This window comes from Sphingomonas jatrophae (assembly GCF_900113315.1).
Classification (GTDB): Bacteria; Pseudomonadota; Alphaproteobacteria; order Sphingomonadales; family Sphingomonadaceae; genus Sphingomonas_P; species Sphingomonas_P jatrophae.
Genome location: NZ_FOZG01000001.1, coordinates 1,295,118 through 1,316,835 on the forward strand (window position 1 = coordinate 1,295,118; position 21,718 = coordinate 1,316,835).

Annotated in this window: 18 protein-coding genes; 10 read left to right on the forward strand and 8 right to left on the reverse strand. The window is 69.1% G+C overall.

Going from position 1 to position 21,718, the window contains the following annotated elements; genetic code table 11:
• The first annotated feature begins 7 nt into the window (after positions 1-7).
• The 3 genes from BM360_RS06105 to BM360_RS06115 are packed head-to-tail and all read left to right on the forward strand — an operon-like array spanning position 8 to position 2,147.
• Entirely contained in the window at positions 8-304 is a 297-nt protein-coding gene (locus tag BM360_RS06105; protein WP_093312327.1) for a hypothetical protein, read from the forward strand.
• Positions 301-1,881: a PepSY-associated TM helix domain-containing protein gene (locus BM360_RS06110; RefSeq protein WP_093312330.1), complete on the forward strand. Its 1,581-nt coding sequence runs from the start codon at positions 301-303 to the stop codon at positions 1,879-1,881. Before BM360_RS06105 ends, BM360_RS06110 begins: the two co-directional genes overlap by 4 nt.
• Complete coding sequence (locus BM360_RS06115) at positions 1,878-2,147, forward strand: hypothetical protein (protein WP_423228891.1); 270 nt, start codon at positions 1,878-1,880, stop codon at positions 2,145-2,147. The genes BM360_RS06110 and BM360_RS06115 overlap by 4 nt, the downstream gene beginning before the upstream one ends.
• Here the strand turns inward: BM360_RS06115 and BM360_RS06120 are convergent.
• The 5 genes from BM360_RS06120 to BM360_RS06140 are packed head-to-tail and all read right to left on the reverse strand — an operon-like array spanning position 2,144 to position 6,986.
• The gene (locus tag BM360_RS06120; protein ID WP_093313820.1) at positions 2,144-2,989 is read right to left on the reverse strand and encodes an HpcH/HpaI aldolase/citrate lyase family protein; all 846 of its coding nucleotides are present in this window, start codon (positions 2,987-2,989) and stop codon (positions 2,144-2,146) included. The two genes, BM360_RS06115 and BM360_RS06120, sit on opposite strands and share 4 nt — an antisense overlap.
• 60 nt (positions 2,990-3,049) lie before the next feature.
• Positions 3,050-4,354 carry a nicotinate phosphoribosyltransferase gene (gene pncB / locus BM360_RS06125; RefSeq protein ID WP_093312337.1) on the reverse strand — a complete coding sequence of 435 codons (1,305 nt, stop codon included), beginning with the start codon at positions 4,352-4,354 and terminating at the stop codon, positions 3,050-3,052.
• A 17-nt stretch (positions 4,355-4,371) separates the two neighbouring features.
• On the reverse strand, positions 4,372-5,265 hold the full coding sequence (locus BM360_RS06130) for an NAD(+)/NADH kinase (RefSeq protein ID WP_093312340.1): 894 nt from the start codon (positions 5,263-5,265) through the stop codon (positions 4,372-4,374).
• Between the two features lie 3 nt (positions 5,266-5,268).
• A complete protein-coding gene (locus BM360_RS06135) occupies positions 5,269-6,249 on the reverse strand; it encodes an SPFH domain-containing protein (RefSeq protein WP_093312343.1) in 981 nt (326 codons plus the stop codon).
• Between the two features lie 11 nt (positions 6,250-6,260).
• Positions 6,261-6,986 (reverse strand): NUDIX hydrolase, encoded by a 726-nt coding sequence (locus BM360_RS06140; protein ID WP_093312345.1) that lies wholly within the window; start codon positions 6,984-6,986, stop codon positions 6,261-6,263.
• Positions 6,987-7,063: 77 nt separating this feature from the next.
• Between BM360_RS06140 and BM360_RS06145 the strand changes: the two genes are divergently transcribed.
• Complete coding sequence (locus tag BM360_RS06145; protein WP_341350581.1) at positions 7,064-7,651, forward strand: cysteine hydrolase family protein; 588 nt, start codon at positions 7,064-7,066, stop codon at positions 7,649-7,651.
• Positions 7,652-7,654: 3 nt separating this feature from the next.
• Here BM360_RS06145 and BM360_RS06150 read toward each other — a convergent pair whose 3' ends face one another.
• The gene (locus tag BM360_RS06150; protein WP_093312347.1) at positions 7,655-9,820 is read right to left on the reverse strand and encodes a sugar nucleotide-binding protein; all 2,166 of its coding nucleotides are present in this window, start codon (positions 9,818-9,820) and stop codon (positions 7,655-7,657) included.
• A 270-nt stretch (positions 9,821-10,090) separates the two neighbouring features.
• On the opposite strand from BM360_RS06150, the gene glf reads away from it, so the two are divergent.
• Entirely contained in the window at positions 10,091-12,328 is a 2,238-nt protein-coding gene (glf, locus tag BM360_RS06155) for a UDP-galactopyranose mutase (RefSeq protein WP_093312350.1), read from the forward strand.
• Between the two features lie 51 nt (positions 12,329-12,379).
• On the opposite strand, the gene BM360_RS06160 is transcribed toward glf, so the two are convergent.
• On the reverse strand, positions 12,380-13,165 hold the full coding sequence (locus tag BM360_RS06160) for an SDR family NAD(P)-dependent oxidoreductase (RefSeq protein WP_093312353.1): 786 nt from the start codon (positions 13,163-13,165) through the stop codon (positions 12,380-12,382).
• Positions 13,166-13,269: 104 nt separating this feature from the next.
• Here BM360_RS06160 and BM360_RS06165 point away from each other — a divergent pair, with 104 nt between their 5' ends.
• Complete coding sequence (locus BM360_RS06165; RefSeq protein ID WP_093312356.1) at positions 13,270-14,163, forward strand: LysR family transcriptional regulator; 894 nt, start codon at positions 13,270-13,272, stop codon at positions 14,161-14,163.
• 8 nt (positions 14,164-14,171) lie between these two features.
• Here BM360_RS06165 and BM360_RS06170 read toward each other — a convergent pair whose 3' ends face one another.
• Positions 14,172-15,173: an NAD(P)H-quinone oxidoreductase gene (locus tag BM360_RS06170; protein WP_093312358.1), complete on the reverse strand. Its 1,002-nt coding sequence runs from the start codon at positions 15,171-15,173 to the stop codon at positions 14,172-14,174.
• 77 nt (positions 15,174-15,250) lie between these two features.
• Between BM360_RS06170 and BM360_RS06175 the strand changes: the two genes are divergently transcribed.
• From BM360_RS06175 to BM360_RS06190, 4 genes are all read left to right on the forward strand, one after another.
• On the forward strand, positions 15,251-15,448 hold the full coding sequence (locus tag BM360_RS06175; protein ID WP_093312361.1) for a DUF1192 domain-containing protein: 198 nt from the start codon (positions 15,251-15,253) through the stop codon (positions 15,446-15,448).
• Positions 15,449-15,579: 131 nt separating this feature from the next.
• Complete coding sequence (clpA, locus tag BM360_RS06180; RefSeq protein WP_093312364.1) at positions 15,580-17,895, forward strand: ATP-dependent Clp protease ATP-binding subunit ClpA; 2,316 nt, start codon at positions 15,580-15,582, stop codon at positions 17,893-17,895.
• A gap of 195 nt (positions 17,896-18,090) precedes the next feature.
• The gene (locus tag BM360_RS06185; RefSeq protein WP_093312371.1) at positions 18,091-19,545 is read left to right on the forward strand and encodes a phospholipase D-like domain-containing protein; all 1,455 of its coding nucleotides are present in this window, start codon (positions 18,091-18,093) and stop codon (positions 19,543-19,545) included.
• A 48-nt stretch (positions 19,546-19,593) separates the two neighbouring features.
• The gene (locus BM360_RS06190) at positions 19,594-21,630 is read left to right on the forward strand and encodes an alpha/beta hydrolase family protein (protein ID WP_242653339.1); all 2,037 of its coding nucleotides are present in this window, start codon (positions 19,594-19,596) and stop codon (positions 21,628-21,630) included.
• Positions 21,631-21,718 lie beyond the last annotated feature (88 nt).

Here is a 21,718-nt window from a genome sequence, read left to right on the forward strand (position 1 = left end):
GCGGTGGATGAGCGGATCGCAGGGCAGATGGGCGCGCATCCTGCTGGCAGGGCCGGGCGCGGTCCTGGTCGCGCTGGTGGTGATGGCCGGCATGACGCGCTGGGTGCCGCCCGGCCCCGCCGGCATCGACAATCTCGTCGTGCCGCTGGTGCTGGTGCCACTGATCTGGGCCGCGCTGTTCTTCCACGCCTGCCTCGATCGAAGCATCGCGCGAGTGGCGATCGTGGCGTTCGGACTGCTGGCGCTTCACGGCGGGCTGGTGGCGCAGGCCTTCCTGCGTCCGTCGATGGAGCAGGCGCGATGATCCATCTGTCGAAGGAAAAGACCAAGCTGATGGTCGCGGTGCACGGCTGGTCCGGCATCCTGCTCGGCCTGCTGCTCTACGCCGTCGTGCTGACCGGCACCGCCGCCGTCTTCGCCGAGGAGGTCGGCATCTGGTCGGCGGGCCACGTCCGCACCACCAGCGCCTTCGCCCGCCCGCTCGACAGCGCCATCCGCGACCTTGCCGCGCACACGCCCGAACGCTTCCACGAGGGCGTGAACCTGTTCGAGATGGGCGACCACGATCTCGGCGTCTATTTTCACCGCGACGAGATGGCCGGCGGGCGCCCGATCACGCGAGGCGTCTATTACCGCATCGACGCCGAGGGCCGGCTCGCCTCCGCGCAGCGGGGCACGGACGAGGAGATATTCGGGCCCAGCAACGACGACGCGCTGAAGACCTTCCTGGTCGACACCCACGTCCGCCTGCACCTGCCGAACCCGTGGGGGCTGCTGCTGACCGGCATCCTCGGCCTGGCCATGCTGGTCGCCGCGATTTCCGGCCTGCTGATCCACCGCCATCTGCTGAAGGACATCTTCACGCTGCGCCGGAGCGCCAATCCGGTGCTGGTGGATCGCGACCGGCACAGCGTGGCGGGCACGTGGAGTCTGCCCTTCGCCTTCGTGCTGGCCTTTACCGGCAGCTTCTTCTCCTTCTACGGCACGGTGGGCGTGCCGATCGTCGCGATGGCGGCGTTCGGCGGCGACGTCGGCGCGCTGAACGAGACGGTCTATGGCAATCCCGGCAAGGCCGATCCCCGCCCTGCCCCGGTCGGCAATCTGGACCGGATCATGGCGGATGCGACGCGGCGCGCGGGCGGTGTGCCGACCTTTGTCGGCATCGAGAAGTTCGGCCGCGCCGATGCGGAGATCACCAGCTACCACCAGCCTGCCGCCGGCGATCTCGAGCCTGCGACCCTGCTCTATCGCGGGGCGACGGGGCAGTTCGAGCGGGTGAAGCCGGCCATCGGCACGCGCGCATCGGCGGGCGGATCGCTGGTCGGCATCATGGCGCCGATGCACTTCGGCAATTTTGCCGGGCTGCTGTCGAAGGCGGTGTGGTTCGCGCTCGGTTTCGCCATGTGCTACGTGTCGCTGACCGGTTTCCGGCTGTGGCTCGTCCGGCGACGGGGCGAGGCGCGCTCGCTCGACTGGCTGGATCGGACGGTGACAACGGTGGCTGTCGGCCTGCCCGTCGCGCTGATCGCCTCCGCCGTCGCCTTCATCATCGCCATGCCGGAGGGGACCGCCGTGTTCTGGACGCCCGCCGCGTTCGTCATCGCCTCGGCGGCCGTCATCGCCGGCGCGGCGCTGATGCGATCGCCTGCCGCGTTCGAGCGGGCGCTGTGGCTCGCCATGGCGATCGGCATGCTGATCCTGCCGCCGCTCCGGCTGGCGCTGGGCGGCCCCGGCTGGGCCGCGGCGATCGACGCGGGGCAGCCGATCATCCCTGCGCTCGACCTCGCCTTCCTGGCTGCCGGCGGATGGCTGACGTGGCGGACGAAGCCGCGCCGCGCCGTCACGTCCGAACCGCTCGCCACCCTGATGCCGGCGGAGTGACGATGCTCCCCTTCCTCGCCATCCTCGTCTCCTGGGCGCTGATCGCATCGCTCTGCGCGGGCGATCCGAAGCGGCGCCGCGCATTGCGGACGACGGGCGGCCAGACGCCGGCGACGCGCCGACTGATCGCCGCGGCGGCGTGCCTGCCCGGCCTGCTGTGCCTCGCCGCGGGCGATCCGGCGGCCTTCCTGATCTGGCTGGGCGGCAGCGGCCTGGCGGGTTGGGCGACCGCCTTGTGGTTCAACCGCGCCGCCGCACCCCGTTAGCCGAGACGCGCGAGCAGCCGCTCCGCCTGGCGCAGGTGCGGCCGGTCGATCATCTTGCCGTCCAGCGTCAGCACGCCCGCGCCCGGTGCCGCCGCAAAGGCAGCGCAAACCGCACGCGCATGCGCAATGGCCGCATCGGACGGCGTGAAGGCGGCGTTGATGATCGGCACCTGATCGGGGTGCAGCGCCATCATGCCGGTAAAGCCGTCGCGGCTGCCGCGCTCGGCATAGGCGCGCAGGCCCTCAGAATCGCGGATGGCGGGAAACACCGTCTCGATCGGCGCGACATCGGCGGCGGCGGCGGCGAACAGGGTAAGCGCGCGCACCATCTCGTAAGGCGGCGTATAGCTGCCGTCCGGCTGGCGGGAGGAGAGCGCGCCGATGGCGGCGGGCAGATCCTCCGCACCCCACGTCAGCCCGGCGAGACGCGGCGTGCCGGGCGCATAGTCGCCAAGGCGGAAGATGGCGCGCGGCGTCTCCGTCGCGATCGGCAGGACGAGGGCGTCCTCATTCCCGCGGGCGCGCAGGCGGGCATTGAGATCGGCGAGCGAGGCCGCCCCCTCCGCCTTGGGCAGGACGATCCCGGTCGGCCGCGCCGGCAGCACCGCAGCGAGATCGGTATCCGCCAGCCCGCCGTCGAGCGGATTGATGCGGACGAACAGCGGCACCGCCCGCCCCGCCTCCGCCAGGAACGCCGCGACCGCCGCCCGTGCGCCCTCCTTGGCGGACAGCGCGACCGAATCCTCAAGATCGAGGATCAGCGCATCCGCCCCGACCGTCAGCGCCTTGCGCATCCGCTCGGGCCGGTCGCCGGGCACGAACAGCAGCGAGCGCAGGCGCAGCGGCGCCCTGCCCGCCTGATCCGCACCGCCTTGCCCGTCGCTCGCCATCCTCATTCCCCCTCACACCCGCACGGCCGAGGCCGACTGCCCCGACGCGCCGAAGATCCGCAGATAGCGCGCAATCTCCGCCGGGTCGCCCGTCGCCTTGGCCGGATTGTCGGACAGCTTGACCGCCGGCCGGCCGTTCGCCTCGATCACCTTGGCGACGAGAGAGATCGGCTCCAGCGCGGTGCCGCCATCGGGGTCGCAGCCGCGGAAGTCGTTGGTCAGGTTCGTGCCCCAGCCGAAGCTCATCCGCACGCGGCCCTGAAAGCGGCGATAGACCGTTTCGATGCTGTCCACGTCCATGCCGTCGGAGAAGATCAGCAGCTTGCTCTTGGGATCGCGCCCGCGCTCCTGCCACCAGCGGATGATCTGCTCGCCCCCCTCGATCGGCGGCGCGCTGTCGGGGCGGAAGCCGGTCCAGTCGGCCACCCAGTCGGGCGCATGCTCGAGGAAGGCCGCGGTGCCGAACGCATCGGGCAGCACGATCAGCAGATTGCCGCCATAATGCGCCTTCCACTCCTCCAGCACGCGATAGGGCGACGCGGCGACCGCCTCGTCGCTGTCGGCCAGCGCCGCCATCACCATCGGCAGTTCGTGCGCGTTGGTGCCGATCGCCTCCAGGTCGTTATCCATCGCCAGCAGCACGTTGGACGTGCCGATGAAGCGCCGGCCCAGCCCTTCCTTCAGCGCCTCCACGCACCAGCGCTGCCACAGGAAGCCATGCCGCCGCCGCGTGCCGAAATCGGAAATGGCAAGATCGGGCAGCGCGCGCAGGCGCTCCACCTTCTCCCACAGCCGCGCCTTGGCCCGTGCGTAGAGCACGTCCAGCGCGAACCGTCCCTTGTCCCGCATCGCCGCTCGCGCACGCAGTTCGTTGATGATGGAGAGCGCCGGGATCTCCCACATCGTCGTGTGGGTCCACGGCCCCTCGAAGCGGAGGCGATACTGGCCGTCGATCGCCTGCAATTCATATTCAGGCAGGCGGAAGTCGGCCAGCCAGGCGATGAAATCGGGCGAGAACATGCGCTGCTGGCCATAGAAGCTGTTGCCCGCCAGCCAGATCAGCTCCTTCTTGGAGAAGCGCAAAGTGCGCGCATGATCCAGCTGCGCGCGCAGCTCCCCCTCGTCGATCACGTCCGCCAGCCGGATCGAGGTGGAGCGGTTGATCAGCGAGAATGTGGCGCGCACGTCCGAATGCAGGTGGCGGATCATCTGCAGCATCAGCAGCTTGTAGAAATCCGTATCCAGCAGGCTGCGCACGATCGGATCGAGCCGCCAGCCATGATCGTAGGTGCGTGTCGCGATGTCCGTCACGGCCATGCCGCTTATTCCCTTCCTCAGCCGACGATCAGGTTGAGCGCGCGATCCGCCCGCCCGATCGTCGCACGATTGCCCCAGTCGAACGGCAGATAATCCTGCTCCATGCCATCCGCGAACAGCACGCCGCCATCGTTCATCCGCGACGTGATGGCGAGCGGCGCTCCGCTGAGCCGGCCGTAGCGCAGCGCGGTGCCGGTGGCGCGGCTCGGAAACGGTTCGCGCACCAGAAAAGCGGCGGCAGGCTCCTGCGGGTCGAGCGGCAGGCTGGCGCCCGCGACGCCGAGGATCGAGCGGGCCCAGCCGGTGGCGCCCGTGCCCGACGCGACGATCACGCCGCTCGACGCCTGATCCTCGCGCGCACCCTCTGCCTCGATCGTGTAGCGGGCCGACTGGTGGCTGCGATGGCCGACGAACACCTCGTTCAATGCCAGCAGCCGCTCGCCCGTGTCGAGCGTCGCCGCCACCATCGTCCGCCGCTCCGCCGGCGCATCGCCCGAGAGCGCGGCCGGCAGCAGCTTCGCCAGCCTCGCCAGCGGCACGCGCACCAGCACGCCGTCATACAGATCGGGCGACGGATTGATGCCGAGGACGGGCTGTCCATCGAGATATTTGGCGACGTTGGCGACGAGCCCGTCCTGCCCCACCGCGATCACCACATCCTCCGGCCCGAACAGGAAGCGGTCGAGGTCGGCGCGATGCACCTCGGCCTGCCGCCACTCGCCGGGCACTGCGGCGCGGGCCGAACGCAGCGCTGCCTGCTGCTCGGCATCGCGCCGCTCCAGATCCTCGATCCGCTGCCCGCGCGTCTCCAGGAAGAAGCGGGCCTGCTCACGCGTGGCGTGGCGGGCGAGCAGGCGGGCGAGGTCGGTCTCGCGCGTGACGAACACCGCGCGGGGGCGGATCGTCGCCACCGCTCAGCGCTCCACCAGCGCGGGCGCGCGGCGAAACTCGCCGATCAGCGTCGCCAGCAGATCGGGGGTGACGTTCAGGTGCTCGATCGTGTCGAGCTTGCCCGCAAGCTCGCGCGCGGCGAGGCCCAGCATCACCGCGGGCGGCAGATCGCGGTAGATGGCGAAGTGCGCCGCCTCGGTCTCCGCGCGCGCGCCTTCGACGGTGCGGATGCGCGTCGCCTCCGCCCCCGCCTCCAGCGCGCTCGCATCGGCGAGGCCCGCCGCCCGGTCGCGCGCATTGTCCGCCTCCTGCGCGATCAGCTGCTTCTCGCGACGGGCCAGCTCGATCTTGTTGGCCAGTTCGTTCTCGGCGATGGCGCGCTCCTTCTCCACCGCCAGCGCACGCCGCTCGAACGTCGCCTCGTCGGCCTTTTGCTGGAGCGCCTCGAAGGTCGGCGTGCGCAGCGCGCGTTCGAGCTCGCTCGTCGGCGCGAGGTCAGTCAGGCGGATGGCGACGATCTCCAGCCCGATATCGCGGAGTGCGGCCTCGCCGGCCAGCGCCGCCTCCAGCCGGTTGCGCAGCGGCTCGGGCCCGGCATCGAGCAGGGTGCGCACCGGCGCCTGCGCGAGATATTGCAGCGCCGCCTGGTTGACCAGGCCCGCCAGCCGCGTCTCGATCCGCTGGATCGGCTCGCCGTTCAGCGCGCCGGTGACGAGGCCGATGCTGAAATCGACCCGGCTGGCGAGCAGCTCCGGATCGGCCACGCGCCACGTCAGCGTGCCCTGCACCGCGACCATCTGGAAATCCTGGCTGCGCCCCTTCACGAACACCGCCATTTCGCGGTCGTCCATCGGCACTTCCGCGATGCTGGCGGTTTCGGGCACGAACCAGAAGACGAGACCGCGGCCGCTCTGCCGCAGGCGGCCGCTGCGATAGCGGATGACGTGCGCGCTGGCGTCGCTGCGCAGCTGGGCGACGAAACCGAGATTCTTGATGTGCGCCATGGATCTTCTCCTCAGGCGGTTGCACGGAAACGATAGAGTTCGGGCGGGCGGAACGAGGTGCCCACCTCGCGCTCCCCGGTCGGCTCCAGCCAGCCGCGGTCGAGCATGCGGCGGCGGAAAGCGGGCTTGTTGAGCGGGGCGCCGAGGATCGCCTCGTGCACCGATTGCAGCGCCCGCAGCGTGAACCGCTCGGGCAGCAGCGCGAAGGCGACCGCGGAATAATCGAGCTTGCCGCGCAGCCGCAGCACGGCAAGGCCCAGCATGTCGCCATGATCGAAAGCGAGCGGCAGTGGCGTGCCGTCCGGCGCCAGCGCCTCCACCGGCCCGCCCGCCTCGCCGGCCCAGGGCACGGCGATGCGGGCGAGGGTGAGATCGTCGCCCGCCGCCATCGCCGCGGCGAAGCGATCCGCCGGCAGCAGCGCGAAGTAAGCGACGCTGATGATGCGGGTGCGAGGATCGCGGTCGGGCGCGCCGAACGTATAGAGCTGCTCGACATAGGCGCCCTGCATGCGCGCCTTTTCGCGCAGCAGGCGGTGCGCCGCCTCGTCCAGCGACTCGGCCATGCCGACGAAGCCGCCGGGGCAGGCCCAGCAGCCCTGCTGCGGCGGCGCGGGCCGGCGCATCAGCAGCGCGGCAGGGGCGCCGTCGACCACCGTCATCAGCACCAGATCGACCGCCACCGAGGGGCGTTCGAAGGCGTTCGGATCATAGTCGGCGAGGAAGGCTGCGTCGTCCATCTGCCACCTTATGTTCGTTATGCACTTTACTTATGTGCGAGTCGCGACTAAGTCAAGCGCAGCAAGCAAGGAGCAGGATGATGCGCAGCTTCGTGATCGTGGTGGATGCCCAGGGCGATTTCGTGCGGGCCGATGGCGCGCTGTCGGTTGCAGGCGCGGATGCGCTGGTCGGGCCGATGAACGCGTGGCTGGCGGCGCTGACGCCCGAGGAGACGGCGGGCGTGCTGTTCACCTTCGACACGCATGAGGAGGAGATCTACCGCGGCTCCAAAGAAGCGGAGCAGTTCCGCCTTCACTGCGTGCGCGGCACGGCCGGGTGGAACACGGTGCTCGATCCCGGTGCGATCGACGCGCGTATCCCGCTCTACCGGCTGGAAAAGGGCGTGTTCGACATGTGGGAAGAGGCGGACGTCTGCATCGAGCCGATGCGGGGCGGCGCCGCCACGCCGCGCGACCGCTTCTTCGAGACGCTCAAGACCGAGGGCGTCACCCACGTGACGGTGATCGGGGTCGCTGCCGATTATTGCGTGCGCTGGGCGATCCAGGGGCTGGTCGATCGCGGTTTCGCGGTGACGGTGCCGGGCGAGCTCACCCGCGGCATTGCGCGGCAGATGCCGCAGGTGCTGGGCGAGGATTTTGCGGGCAAGCCGGTGGCGCTCGCCTGATCGTCACGCCGCCCGTGCGAACCGGCCGCGAACGCGCTGGGCGAAGCCGTGGATCTGGTCGTCCAGCCGAGCGGCCGTGGCGCCCCGCTCACTTCCAAGCGCCGCGTAGCGCGGGCGTGGCGCGCGCCAGCCGAGCGCCTCGCCCGCGACCGGGATGACGAGCGCCGGGTTGAGATCGCACGCCCGCGCCACGCGCAACGCGAACTCGGCCCAGCTGACCGCGTCGCTGCCGGCGATGTGCCAGATGCCCTCTGCCCCGTCGATCAGCAGGTCGAGCCCGGTATCGACCAGCGCCGGCACGAAGGTGGGCGTGACGACATGATCGGCTGCCGCGACGAACCGCTGCCCGCGGGACAGCGTGTCGGCCAGGCTCCACGCGAAATTGTGCGGATCGTCGGCGGAGAAGAAGGCTGCGGTGCGCGCCACCAGCACGCCCGGCAGCCCGGCGCAGCCCGCCTCCAGCGCCGCCTTGCTGCGGCCATAGGCGCTGAGCGGCCGCGGCGCATCGGACTCGACATAGGGCCGGGCCTGCGCGCCATCGAAGACGAGGTCGCTGGAAAAGCCGAGGCAGGCGATCCCACGATCCGCGCAGGCCTGCGCCAGCGCGACCGCGCCGGTGGCGTTGACGCGCATGCACGCCGCCTCCTCCGCCTCCGCATCGTCGACGCGCACCCAGCCCGTCGCATTCACCACGCCCCAGGGGCGCAGCCGGTCGAGCGTTCCGGCGATCGTGTCGGGCCGCTCCAGATCGATCGTGTCACGGGCGGTCACGACATGGCGGATGCCGCGGGCGGCGCAGGCGCGCGCGAACGCCTGGCCCAGCGTGCCCGTCGCGCCGCAGATCAGCAGCACGCGCTCATCCTGCGTCTGCACCGCCGGCGCCACGCCCGATGGCCGCGTCAGCGTGCGGTGGAGCAGGCGTTCGGGCCGGTGCCACCAGCCCGTCTCCGACGCGACGGGATGGCGCGGACCGCCTGTCGGCAAGGCACGCCACAGAGAGGCCAGCGCCGTCGGCCGAGGCGCACCGCCCGAAATGTCGAACACGCCCGTTTCATAGATGCCGGGCGCCGTCAGCAGCGTGTTCCAGCCCTGGCTGCCGAGCAGCGCCCAGGCGGTGACCGCCTCGATCTGCCCGCCCGATGCGCGGAAGGCGAGCGCCGTATCCCACGCCTCCGCCGCCCAGCGGAGCTGTTCCTCGCGGGTGCAGCCATTGTGGACCTCGGTGATCGCCAGCGGCACGCCGTAGCGCTGCCACGCCTCGCCGAGCGCACCGGCCAGCCCCGGCGGCGGCGGATCGAGCACGCGCACCGCCTCCGTATCGGCATAGGCCATGCGTTCATTCCCGCCATGCGTGTGCTGGGGGTAACGCTGGAGCCGATGGTCGAGGAAGCGATCGCTGGTGAGGTAATGGTTCACGCCGACCACGTCGGGCGGGCATGGATCGTCGGCGATGGCGCGGAGCCGATCGCCCAGCCCTGCCCGCGCGATCCGTTCCCACAGCGGATGGTGCGGCGTAATGCGGCCGAACAGCAGATCCCAGCCGGCCCAGCGGCGCAGATTGTCGAACCCCGCCTGCTCCGCCATCCGCGTCGTCGCATAGGTGCGGCCGAGATCGTCCGTCTGGATCAGCCGCGCCGAGGAATTGACCCGGCGGATCGCCTGCATCGCCGCGCGGGTGCCGTCCACCTGATTGACCAGCGCGAGCCAGAACGACGCCTCGTCGCGGGCGTGCGGATACCAGTGGCCGTAGAGGCAGGAGAAGCGCGCGGTGGTGAGCGGTTCGTTGACGGGCGTCCAATCCTCGATCCAGGGATAGCGTTCCGCCACCATCGCGGCGTGTCGGCCGAGACCCGGCGCGAAGCCGTCGTCCAGCAGATCGGTGTGGCGCGGCCCGCTGCCGTGATGGACCAGACCCGCAATCGGCCGCATGCCAAGCTGGCGGAGGCGGCCCAGCCGCTCGTCATACCAGTGCCACTGCGGTGGGCCGTTGTCGGGGGAGACCCGCTCCCAAAGCACCGGATAGCGGATCGCCGTGATGCCGAGACCGGCGAACAGATCGAGGTCGCCAAGCCGATCCTGATGGCCGCTCAGCCGCGTCTGATCGAGATAGGCATCGCCGGACCGGTTAACCGTACATTCCGGCCCGCCCCAGAGCTGCAACGGCTGCATAGGCGCCTCCCCGCCCCTCAAACGACCATTGCGAGTCGTCGTTCCATGAATCTGACTGATCTAAGTTTGTTTTCAACAACTTAGCGGAACACATGCGCGATGGCCCGGTTTTCCCGGCGTAGACAATGTCAGGAGGGGTAGCGCGTGACCACCAAGGGGCCGACCACAGCCGAGGGGCGCAGCGTTCGTTACCACAATATTGCGCCTTCAACACTCATCTGTTTCAGCCATTTGCGATGGTCGTTCGTTTTCCAGCGTCCCCAGCACCTGATGACCCGCTTCGCCGCCAGCCGCCGCGTGCTGTTCTGGGAGGAGCCGGAGTACCGCGCCGGTGCGGGCGAGCCGCAGTTGCGCCGGCATGTCGATCCGGACAGCGGCGTCGTCGTGCTGACGCCCGAACTGGATGAATCGCTGCGCGGCCGGGAAGAGGCGGCGCTCACCGCCTTGCTGGATAGCGAGCTGGCGGGCACGCAGGGGCCGCTGATCCGCTGGTATTACACGCCGATGATGCTCCCCTTCTCGGACCATCTCGCCGCCGACTGCATCGTCTATGACTGCATGGACGAGCTGTCCGCCTTCCGCGGTGCGCCGCCCGAGCTCCTGACCCGCGAGCAGCAGCTGATCGAGCGGGCGGACATCGTCTTCACCGGCGGCACCAGCCTCTACGAGGCGAAACGCACGCGCCACTCCAACGTCCACGCTTTCCCCTCCAGCATCGACGCGGCGCATTTCGCGCGGGCACGCGGCGCGGTGGACGAACCCGGCGACCAGGCGGCGCTGCCGCACCCGCGGCTGGGCTTTGCCGGCGTGATCGACGAGCGGATGAACCTCGATCTGCTCGCCGCCTTGGCCGATGCGCGGCCCGACTGGTCGATCGTGGTGATCGGCCCCGTCGTGAAGATCGCCGAGAGCGATCTGCCGCGCCGCGCCAACCTCCACTATCCCGGTTCGAAATCCTATTCGGCGCTACCCGATTACATGGCCGGGTGGGATGTCGCGCTGATGCCGTTTGCAATCAACGAGGCGACCCGTTTCATCAGCCCGACCAAGACGCCCGAATATCTCGCCGCCGGCCTGCCCGTCGTCTCCACCCCGATCGTCGACGTCGTGCGGCACTATGGCGACCTGCAGGCGGTGGAGATCGCCGATACGGCCGAGGCCTTCATCGCCGCCTGCGAGCGGGCGCTGGCCCTGCGCGCGGGCGACACGGCCTGGCGCGACGCTGCCGATGCGCAGCTCGCGCGCGGATCGTGGAGCAGCACCGCACTCAGCATGGATGCGCTCGTCCGCACCGAGATCGCCGCGCGCACACGGCACGAGCCGGTCGTTTCGCCGACCGGCTGGCCGCCCGTGCGCGATCGCTATGACGTGATGATCGTCGGCGCGGGCTTTGCCGGCGCGGTGATGGCGGAGCGGCTGGCGGCGGACGGCGGCAAGCGCGTGCTGGTGGTCGATCGCCGTCCGCACGTTGCCGGCAACGCCTTCGACCACAAGGATGAGGCGGGCATCCTGATCCACCAATATGGCCCGCACATCTTCCACACCAATTCGGCCGACATCTTCGAGTATCTGTCGCGCTTCACCGAATGGCGCCCTTATGAGCACCGCGTGCTGGCCGACGTGGATGGCCAATTGGTGCCGATGCCGATCAACCGCACCACGCTGAACCTGCTCTACGGGCTCGACCTCAAGACCGAGGAGGAGGCCGCGGCCTTCCTGGCCTCCCGCGCCGAACCGGTGGAGCCGGTCCGCACCTCGGCCGACGTCGTCATCTCGGCGGTCGGCCGCGAACTCTACGAGACCTTCTTCCAGGGCTATACCCGCAAGCAGTGGGGCATGGATCCGTCCGAGCTCGACAAGTCGGTCACGGCCCGCGTGCCGACGCGCACCAATGTCGACGACCGCTACTTCACCGACAAGTTCCAGGCGATGCCGGCCGAAGGCTTCACCCGGATGTTCGAGCGGATGCTTGATCATCCCAATATCGATTTGCTGCTCGGCGTCGATTATGCCGATGTGCGCGAGGCCTATCCGCACGATCATCTCGTCTTCACCGGCCCGATCGACGAATATTTCGGCCATCGATACGGCAAGCTGCCCTACCGCTCGCTCCGCTTCGAGCATCGCACGCTCGATGCCGAGCAGCATCAGCCGGTCGCGGTGGTCAACTACCCGAACGAGGCCGTGCCCTATACGCGCGTGACCGAATACAAGCATCTGACCGGCCAGGTCGCCGAGCGGACCAGCCTGACGTTCGAATATCCGAGCGCCACGGGCGATCCTTATTACCCGATCCCGCGTGACGAGAACCAGGCGCTCTACAAGCGCTACGAGGCGCTGGCGCTGGCCGAGCCGAACGTCAGCTTCGTCGGTCGACTGGCGACCTATCGCTATTACAATATGGATCAGGTCGTCGGTCAGGCACTGGCTACCTATCGCCGGCTGTCCGCCACCTTGGCGGAGCGTGCCGCCGAGCGCGCCTCCGTTCTCGCCAGCCCCGCGACGTGAGCACAAGCGGGCGGGCGGCACATCGCCCCGCCCGCCTGCATCGAGAGCGGATCAGGCGATCGTCGGCACGATCCCGCCCTCCATCCGCACCGCCGCGCCGTTGGTGATCGCGCCGAGCGGGCTGGCGAGCAGCGCGACCTGCGCGGCGATCTCGTCCGCCTCGATCAGGCGGCGGATCAGCGACAGCGGGCGCATCGTGGTGAAGAATTCGGTCTCCCGCTCCGCCTCCGGCGCATCCTTGTTGTCGACGACCGAGCGGATGAACTCGACGATCCCCTCCGAGCGGGTCGGGCCGGGCAGGATCGAATTGACCGTCACGCCCGTGCCGCGCGTCTGCTCGGCCAGACCGCGCGCGATGGCGAGCTGCGCCGTCTTGGTCATGCCGTAGTGGATCATCTCACCCGGAATGACGAGCGCACTCTCGCTGGCGACGAACAGGATGCGGCCCCAGCCCTGCGCCAGCATCTGCGGGAAATAGTGCCGCGCCAGCCGCGCGCCGCTGACCACGTTCACCTCGAACAGATGGTGCCAATCCGCATCGCTGATCTCGGTGAACGGCTTGGCTTCGTAGATGCCGAGATTGTTGACTAGGATGTCGGTTTGCGGAACCGCGGCGATCAGCGTGGCGGCACCCTCGGCCGTGGCGGGGTCCGCCAGCACGGGCGTCACGCGGCCCACCTTGCCGATGCGCGCCGCCGCCTCGTCCAGCTTGGTCTGGCTGCGGCCGCAGATCGTGACCGCGACGCCCTCCGCCGCCAGCCGCTCGGCGATGGCCAGGCCGATGCCCGCCGTCGATCCGGTCACCAGCGCGGTCTTGCCGCTGAGTTGCAGGTCCATCGCGTCACTCCTTCATGTCGGTTGCACGAAGAGTAAGACGCCGGGCCATTGCTGATTAGACCGCGCCGTCGCATGACAGAAGTGCAGCGGAATCACGGATCGGCATGGACAATCGCCTGGGCGAGATGATGATCTTCCTGGCCGTGGCGCAGCATGGCAGCTTCGCCGCCGCGGCGAAGGCGCTGCGCATCACCCCGTCGGCCGTCAGCCGCGCGATGGCCCGGCTGGAGGCGCGGCTGGGCGTGCAGCTTGCCACGCGGACCACGCGCGCGCTGGCGCTCACCGCCGAGGGGCTGTCCTACCGGGAGCGGATCGCCGGGCTGATGGACGAGATCGACGCGGTGGAGCGCAGCTTCGAGCGCGATCGCACGCCGCGCGGCATGCTGCGCGTCAACGCATCGGTGCCGTTCGGCACGCAATGCCTGCTGCCGATCCTGCCTGCCTATCTGCGCGCGCACCCGGCCGTGACGGTCGATCTCACCCTGTCCGATGCGCTGGTCGAGCTGGTGGAGGAACGCGCCGACATCGCCATCCGCATCGGCCCTCTGCGCGATACCAGCGCGAAGGCCCGCAAGCTCGGCCGCAGCACGATGGCGGTCGTCGCCAGCCCCGACTATCTCCGGCGCTGCGGCACGCCAAAGCATCCCGCGGATCTCGACCGGCACACCTGCCTGCGCTTCAATTTCCGCCGCTCGATCGACAGCTGGCCCTTCCGCATCGACGGGGCTGTCGTGCAGCGGACGATGGGGGGCCCGTTTCTCGGCAATTCGGGCGAGACGGTGCGGCTAATGGCCGTGGCAGGGGGCGGCATTGCGCGGCTCGGCCGGTTCCATGTCGCGGCCGATCTGGCCGCGGGGCGGCTCGTCGAGATCCTCGCCAGCCATAATCCCGGCGACGGCGAGCATATTCACGCGCTGTTCGTGCCACACGACCGCCTGGCGCTGCGTGTGCGCTCCTTCGTCGATTTCCTTGTCGAGACGCTGGAGCTGCCCGGCTGACGCCCGGCTCAGCCGACCGTCAGCACGACCTTGCCGACATGCGTGCCTTCCTCCAGCCGGGCATGCGCCGCCGCCGCCTCGGCCAGCGGGAAGGTGGTGTCGATCACCGGCTTCAACCGCCCTTCGCGCACATGCGGCCAGACGGTCCGGCACAGCTCGTCCGCCACCAGCGACTTGAACTCGACGCTTCTGCCCCGGAGCGTCGATCCGGTGAGGGTCAGGCGACGGCGCATCACGTCGAAGATGCGGAACTCGGCCATGTTGCCACGCTGCGACGCGATCGACACGTGGCGCCCCTCATCCGCGAGACAGGCAAGGTTGCGCGGGAAGTAATCGCCGCCGATCATATCCAGCACCGCCGCGACGCCGCGCCCGCCGGTGATGCGTTTCACCTCCTCGACGAAATCCTGTTCGCGGTAGTTGATCGCATGCGCCGCCCCGATCTCCAGCGCCCGCGCCGCCTTCGCGTCCGACCCGACGGTGACGATCACCTCCAGCCCGAACAGACCGCCGAGCAGGATCGCCATCGTGCCGATGCCGCTGGTGCCGCCATGCACCAGCACCGTGTCGCCCTCGACCGCATAGGCACGTTCGAACAGGTTGGTCCACACGGTGAACAGCGTCTCGGGGATCGCCGCGGCTTCCACCATCGTGATCGCATCAGGCACGGGCAGGCACTGGCCGGCGGGCACCACCGCATATTCGGCATAGGCGCCGCCCGCGACCAGTGCGCAGACCGGCTGCCCGATCAGCGCGCTCTCCGCGCCCTCGCCTAGCGCCACCACCTCGCCCGCCAGTTCCAGCCCGAGGATGGAGGTGGTGCCGGGGGGCGGCGGATAATGGCCCTGCCGCTGCATCAGGTCGGGCCGGTTGACGCCCGCCGCGGCGACGCGGACCAGCAGTTCGCGCGGGCCCGGCCGCGGCACCGGCCGCTCGACGGGCACCAGCACCTCGGGACCGCCCGGGCATGCCGGATCGATCGCAAGCATCGTCTCGGGAAGCCCGCCCATTTTCGTCTCGCCCCCTCGCGGATTGGTCCGCGAGCGGGCTTATTGACACATGGTGCAATGCGGTCAACGATCCGCCCATGGACCCGCAAGAGATTTTCGCGAAACGGGCCGACGATCCCTTGGCCGCGCTCGCCGCCCAGGATCTCGATCCCTTCTCCGTGGATGAGCTTCAGGCGCGCATCGTTCTGCTGGAGGCCGAAATTGTGCGCGTGCGGCGCAAGCTTGAAAGCGCCGTTAACCACCGGGCAAGCGCCGACGCGTTATTCAACCGATGAGAGCGGCCGCGCCGGAGCGGACGGACCGCCAGATGCTCCGGCCAGCGACCGACCTTGAGGAACGGTTCGCGACTTCCAACATTGGAAGAAACGGGCCGCCTTCCCCGGCGACGCCCCTGGAGTAGAGCCTTATGCCTTCCTTCGCCCGCGAGCTCGAACAGACGCTGCACAATGCGCTGACGGCCGCTTCCAGCCGCCGCCACGAATATGCGACGCTCGAACATCTGCTGCTCGCGCTGATCGACGATGATCATGCCGCCAAGGTGATGGCTGCCTGCGGCGTCGATCTTGGCGAGATCAAGGCGGCGGTGGTCCATTATCTCGACAGTGAGCTCGATGCGCTCAAGGTCGACGTGCAGACCGATCCGTCGCCCACCTCCGGTTTCCAGCGCGTCGTCCAGCGCGCCATCCTCCACGTCCAGTCCTCCGGCCGGGAGGAGGTGACGGGCGCCAACGTGCTCGTCGCCCTCTTCTCCGAGCGCGAGAGCTACGCCGTTTTCTTCCTGCAGCAGCAGGACATGAGCCGCCTCGATGCGGTCAGCTTCATCAGCCATGGCGTCGGCAAGGCCGGCCAGCCCACGGAGGCGCGCGACGTGAAGGGCGAAGAAGAAAAGGCCGCGGCGAAGCCCGGTGACAAGAAGGGCGAAAGCGCGCTCAAGCAGTTCACCGTAAACCTCAACGACAAGGCCAAGGAGGGCAAGGTCGATCCGCTGATCGGCCGCACCGCCGAGGTTGATCGGACCATCCAGATCCTGTGCCGCCGGTCCAAGAACAATCCGCTCTATGTGGGCGATCCGGGCGTCGGCAAGACCGCGATCGCCGAGGGCCTCGCGCGCAAGATCGTCGAGGGCGAGGTGCCGGAGGTGCTGCTGCCGGCCGTGATCTACTCGCTCGACATGGGCGCGCTGCTTGCCGGCACGCGCTACCGCGGCGATTTCGAGGAGCGGCTGAAGCAGGTCGTGACCGAGCTTGAGAAGATGCCGCACGCGGTGCTCTTCATCGACGAGATCCACACCGTGATCGGCGCCGGTGCCACCAGCGGCGGCGCGATGGATGCGTCCAACCTGCTCAAGCCGGCGCTTTCGGGCGGTTCGATCCGCTGCATCGGCTCGACCACCTACAAGGAGTTCCGCAACCACTTCGAAAAGGATCGCGCGCTGCTGCGCCGGTTCCAGAAGATCGACGTGAACGAGCCGACGGTCGAGGATACGATCAAGATCATCACGGGCCTGCGCTCGGCGTTCGAGCAGCATCACTCGGTCAAGTATACGCCCGAGGCGATCAAGGCGGCGGTCGAATTGTCCGCACGCTACATCAATGATCGCAAGCTGCCGGACAAGGCGATCGACGTGATCGACGAATCCGGCGCGATGCAGATGCTGGTCGTGCCGTCCAAGCGGAAGAAGGTGATCACCGCCAAGGAGATCGAGGCCGTGATCGCGACGATGGCGCGCATCCCGCCGAAGTCGGTCTCCACCGACGACACCAAGGCGCTCGCCACGCTCGAGACCGATCTCAAGCGGGTCGTGTTCGGGCAGGACAAGGCGATCGAGCTGCTGTCCTCGGCAATCAAGCTCAGCCGTGCGGGCCTGCGCGATCCGGACAAGCCGATCGGCAATTATCTGTTCTCTGGTCCGACAGGCGTCGGCAAGACGGAGGTTGCGCGCCAGCTGGCCAACATCATGGGCATTCCGCTCCAGCGGTTCGACATGTCCGAATATATGGAGCGCCACTCGGTCAGCCGGCTGATCGGTGCGCCCCCGGGCTATGTCGGCTTCGATCAGGGCGGCCTGCTGACCGATGCGGTCGATCAGCACCCGCACAGCGTGCTGCTGCTCGACGAGATCGAGAAGGCGCATCCGGACCTGTTCAACATCCTGTTGCAGGTGATGGACAATGGCCGCCTCACCGATCAGCACGGCAAGTCGGTGGATTTCCGCAACGTCATCCTGATCATGACGACGAATGCGGGCGCATCCGACATGGCGCGCGAATCGCTCGGCTTCGGCAACCTCACCCGCGAGGGCGAGGATGAGGAGGCGGTGAAGAAGATGTTCACGCCCGAGTTCCGCAACCGTCTCGATGCGGTCGTGCCCTTCGGCTACCTGCCGACCGAGGTGATCAACCGCGTCGTCGAGAAGTTCATCCTCCAGCTCGAACTGCAGCTGGCAGACCGCGAGGTGCACATCTCGCTCGACGATGAGGCGAAGGCGTGGCTGACCGAGCGGGGCTATGACAAGCTCTATGGCGCGCGGCCGATGGGCCGCCTGATCCAGGAGAAGGTCAAGCAGCCGCTGGCGGAGGAGCTGCTGTTCGGCAAGCTCGTCCACGGCGGCGAGGTGAAGGTCCACGTCAAGGACGACACGCTCGCCTTCGAGATCGTCTCGGCGGCGCCGCGCAAGCCCAAGAAGGGCGGCAAGCCCAAGGCGGAGGCGGCGGGCGCCTGAGCCTTCGCGCAAGACAGACGGATGGAGGGCGGATGCGGCGACGCGTCCGCCCTTTTTCGTCGCGGCGGACTGGTGCCGCGCTTCGGCCGTGCCGCCCTTGGAACAACTCCGCCGCCACGTGTTGTTGACCGGCATGGTTGACCCTGCAACGATCGCCTGCCTAGGCCAGACCATGGCCGCTGCGATCCCCACGACATGACCGACGGCCTGCCCGAGCCCGGCCGCAATTGCTGGCGGGTCGAAGATGCCAGCCGCGCGGCGGTGATCGTCGATGCCGCCAACTATTTTCATCATGCGCGTGCCGCCATGCTGAAGGCCGAGCGGCGGATCATGCTGATCGGCTGGGATTTCGACGCCCGCATCACGCTGGAGCAGTCGCCGGGCGATGGCGGCCCGCCGCAGGTCGGCGATTTCCTGCTGTGGCTGGTGCGGCGCAAGCCTGCGCTCAACGTCCACATCCTGCGCTGGGATCTCGGCGCGCTGAAATCCCTGTTCCGCGGCATGAACCTGCCGCTGACGTTGCGCATGCTGCTCCACCGCCGCATCTCCGCGCGGCTCGACCGCCATCACCCGACCGGCGGATCGCACCACCAGAAGATCGTCGTGATCGACGACTGCCTCGCCTTTTGCGGCGGCATCGACATGACCGCGGAGCGGTGGGACACGCGCGAACATCGCGACGACGATCCGAATCGGATCACGCCCTCGGGATCGCCGTGCAAGCCATGGCACGACGCCACCACCGCGGTCGAAGGGCCTGCCGCGGCAGCGCTGGGCAAGCTCGGCCGTGAACGTTGGCAGCGGGCGGGCGGCAAGGCGCTATCTCCCATCACCGCACGGCATGACTGCTGGCCCGACGATCTGCAGCCCGATTTCACGAAGGTGCGCGTCGCCATCGCCCGCTCTGCGCCCAAGATGCCGCGCGAGCCCGAGATTGTGGAGGTCGAGCGCCTTTTCCTCGATCACGTCGCCCGCGCCCGCCGCATGCTCTATGCCGAGAGCCAGTATTTCGCCTCGCGCCGCATCGCCGAGGCGATCGCGCGGCGGCTGGACGAGCCGGACGGGCCCGAGATCGTGCTGGTCAACCCGGTCACCGCGCAGGGCTGGCTGGAGCCGCTGGCGATGGACACGGCGCGCGCCCGGCTGGTGGAGGCGCTGCGCCGGCGCGACAAGCATGGCCGCTTCCGCCTCTACCACCCGTTCACCGCAGGCGGCGAGCCGATCTACGTCCACGCCAAGGTGATGATCGTCGACGATCAGGTGCTGCGCGTCGGCTCGTCCAACCTCAACAACCGCTCGCTCCGGCTCGACACCGAATGCGACGTGACGATCGATGCCGCCCTGCCCGGCAACGAGGATGCGCCCGCCCGCATCTCCGCGATCCGCGACGATCTGCTGGCCGAGCATCTCGCCGTCTCTCCCGAGGCGATCGCGGAGACGGTCGCGCGCACCGGATCGCTCATCGCCACGGTCGAAGCGCTCCGCGGACCCGGCCGTTCGCTGCGCCCGTTCGAGCAGCCCGATCTCAGCGCCGTCGAGAAGTGGCTGGCCGATCACGAGGTGCTCGATCCCGAAGGCCCGGACGAGATGTTCGAGCCGCTGAGCAAACGCGGCCTGTTCCGCGGCCGCCTGCACCTGCGGAAGCGCTGAGCGACTTAGCCCCTTGCCGCCGGCAACATGCCGTTCATAAACAGCGTCATGATCCGACCTTTCCTCCTCGCCGCCGCCCTCCTCTCCGCCACCAGCCTGCGCGCCGCCGATGCGGATGGGCCCAGCCGCACCTTCACCGGCGCCGACCTGTTCGGGCTGGAGATGGCGAGCGATCCGCGCATCGCGCCCGACGGCAAGCGCATCGCCTATGTGCGCCGCACCAACGACATCATGCGCGATCGGGCGCGGCCGACCATCTGGCTGGTCGACGCCGCCACCGGCGCACAGACGCCGCTCGTCGCCGAGACGGACGCCTCCAGCCCGCGCTGGTCGCCCGATGGCACGCGCATCGCCTACATCGCGTCGCCTGGCAGCGGAACGCCGCAGTTGTTCGTGCTGTGGCTTGGGACCGGCCGCTCGGCGCAGATCACTGCCCTGCCCGGCACGCCGACCTCGATCGAATGGTCGCCCGACGGCACGCGCATCGCCTACACGGTCAACATCGACGAGGATGCGCCGACGCTCGGCAAGGCGCCGAAGAAGCCCGATGGCGCGCAGTGGGCCAAGCCGCTGGAGACGATCACCGCCGTCACCTACCGCGCGGATGGCGAAGGCTATCTGACGCCCGGCTTCAGCCACGTCTTCGTCGTCTCGGCCGACGGCGGCGCGCCGCGCCAGCTGACCTTCGGCCGCTTCCACGACAATGGCCCGCTCAGCTGGACGCCGGACGGCCGCCAGGTCCTGTTCTCCGCGGTGCGCCGCCCGGATTGGGAGATCGAGTCCGCCGACAGCGAGGTGTTCGCCGTCGATACGACCAGTGCCGCACTGACCCAGCTGACCAAGCGCGAGGGGCCGGACGATGAGCCCGCCGTCTCGCCGGACGGCCGCCTGATCGCCTATGTCGGCTATGACGACAAGCGGCTCGGCTATCAGAACCGCACGCTGTACGTGATGAACCGCGACGGCACGAACCCGCGTGCGCTCACCGCCGCGCTCGACCGCAGCGTCGAGCAGCCGGTCTGGGCGCGCGACAGCCGCGCGCTTTACGTCTCCTATGAGGACCGCGCGGAGAAGAAGGTGGCGCGCGTCGGCCTCGACGGCCGCATCACGACAGTCGCGACGGGTCTCGCCGGCGGGCAGCTCGACCGGCCCTATACGGGCGGCGACTTCTCGGTCGCGCGTGACGGCACGGTTGCGCTCACCACGGCCGGCCCGCTGCGGCCCGCCGATCTCGGCGTGGCGCGCGGCGGCAGGGCGGTGCGGCTGACACGGCTGAACGAGGATCTGCTGGCCGCCAAGGCGCTGGCGGAGCCGGTGAAGCTGCCCGTTACGGCGCCCGACGGGCGCGCGGTGGATGCGTGGCTGATGCTGCCGCCCGGTGCCGCCCCGGACGCCAAGCTGCCGCTGATCCTCGAGATCCATGGCGGCCCCTTCGCCGCCTACGGTCCGTACTTCTCGACCGACGACCAGCTCTATGCCGCCGCGGGTTATGCCGTGCTCTACGTCAATCCGCGCGGCTCCACCTCCTATGGGGCGGAATTCGCCAATCTCATCCACCACAAATATCCGGGTGACGATTATGCCGACCTGATGGCAGCGGTGGATGCGGCGATCGCGGCCGGGCGGGTCGATCCGAACAATTTGTTCGTCACCGGCGGCTCGGGCGGCGGCGCGCTGACCGCATGGATCGTGGGCAAGACGACCCGGTTCAAGGCCGCGGCGACGCAGAAGCCCGTGATCGATTGGGCCAGCTTCGCGCTGACGGCCGACAATCCCTCCTTCTTCGCGCGCTACTGGTTCGGCGCGATGCCGTGGGAGGATCCGCAGGCCTATTGGGCGCGCTCGCCGCTCAGCCTCGTCGGCAACGTCAAGACGCCGACGCTCGTCGTCGTCGGCTCGGAAGATTATCGCACCCCCGTCTCCGAGGCGGAGCAATATTATTCGGCGCTGAAACTGCGCGGCGTGGACACCGCCTTCGTCAAGGTGCCCGGCGCCAGCCACGGCGGCATCGCCGCGCGGCCGAGCCAGTCGGCGGCGAAGGCGTCGGCGATCCTCGCCTGGTTCGACAAATATCGCGGGCGCTGAGCGCGCCCACGATGCCGTCATCCCAGCGAAAGCTGGGATCTCGAATTTTTGCAGCGGATAGCTGCCTCACGAGATCCCCAGCTTTCGC

Coding starts and splice junctions, on each gene's coding strand:
- BM360_RS06105 (WP_093312327.1), top strand. CDS start 8: ATGAGCGGATCGCAGGGCAGATGGGCGCGCATCCTGCTGGCAGGGCCG.
- BM360_RS06110 (WP_093312330.1), top strand. CDS start 301: ATGATCCATCTGTCGAAGGAAAAGACCAAGCTGATGGTCGCGGTGCAC.
- pncB (WP_093312337.1), bottom strand. CDS start 4,354: ATGGCCGTGACGGACATCGCGACACGCACCTACGATCATGGCTGGCGG.
- BM360_RS06135 (WP_093312343.1), bottom strand. CDS start 6,249: ATGGCGCACATCAAGAATCTCGGTTTCGTCGCCCAGCTGCGCAGCGAC.
- BM360_RS06140 (WP_093312345.1), bottom strand. CDS start 6,986: ATGGACGACGCAGCCTTCCTCGCCGACTATGATCCGAACGCCTTCGAA.
- BM360_RS06145 (WP_341350581.1), top strand. CDS start 7,064: ATGATGCGCAGCTTCGTGATCGTGGTGGATGCCCAGGGCGATTTCGTG.
- BM360_RS06150 (WP_093312347.1), bottom strand. CDS start 9,820: ATGCAGCCGTTGCAGCTCTGGGGCGGGCCGGAATGTACGGTTAACCGG.
- glf (WP_093312350.1), top strand. CDS start 10,091: ATGACCCGCTTCGCCGCCAGCCGCCGCGTGCTGTTCTGGGAGGAGCCG.
- BM360_RS06160 (WP_093312353.1), bottom strand. CDS start 13,165: ATGGACCTGCAACTCAGCGGCAAGACCGCGCTGGTGACCGGATCGACG.
- BM360_RS06165 (WP_093312356.1), top strand. CDS start 13,270: ATGGACAATCGCCTGGGCGAGATGATGATCTTCCTGGCCGTGGCGCAG.
- BM360_RS06170 (WP_093312358.1), bottom strand. CDS start 15,173: ATGGGCGGGCTTCCCGAGACGATGCTTGCGATCGATCCGGCATGCCCG.
- BM360_RS06175 (WP_093312361.1), top strand. CDS start 15,251: ATGGACCCGCAAGAGATTTTCGCGAAACGGGCCGACGATCCCTTGGCC.
- clpA (WP_093312364.1), top strand. CDS start 15,580: ATGCCTTCCTTCGCCCGCGAGCTCGAACAGACGCTGCACAATGCGCTG.
- BM360_RS06185 (WP_093312371.1), top strand. CDS start 18,091: ATGACCGACGGCCTGCCCGAGCCCGGCCGCAATTGCTGGCGGGTCGAA.
- BM360_RS06190 (WP_242653339.1), top strand. CDS start 19,594: ATGATCCGACCTTTCCTCCTCGCCGCCGCCCTCCTCTCCGCCACCAGC.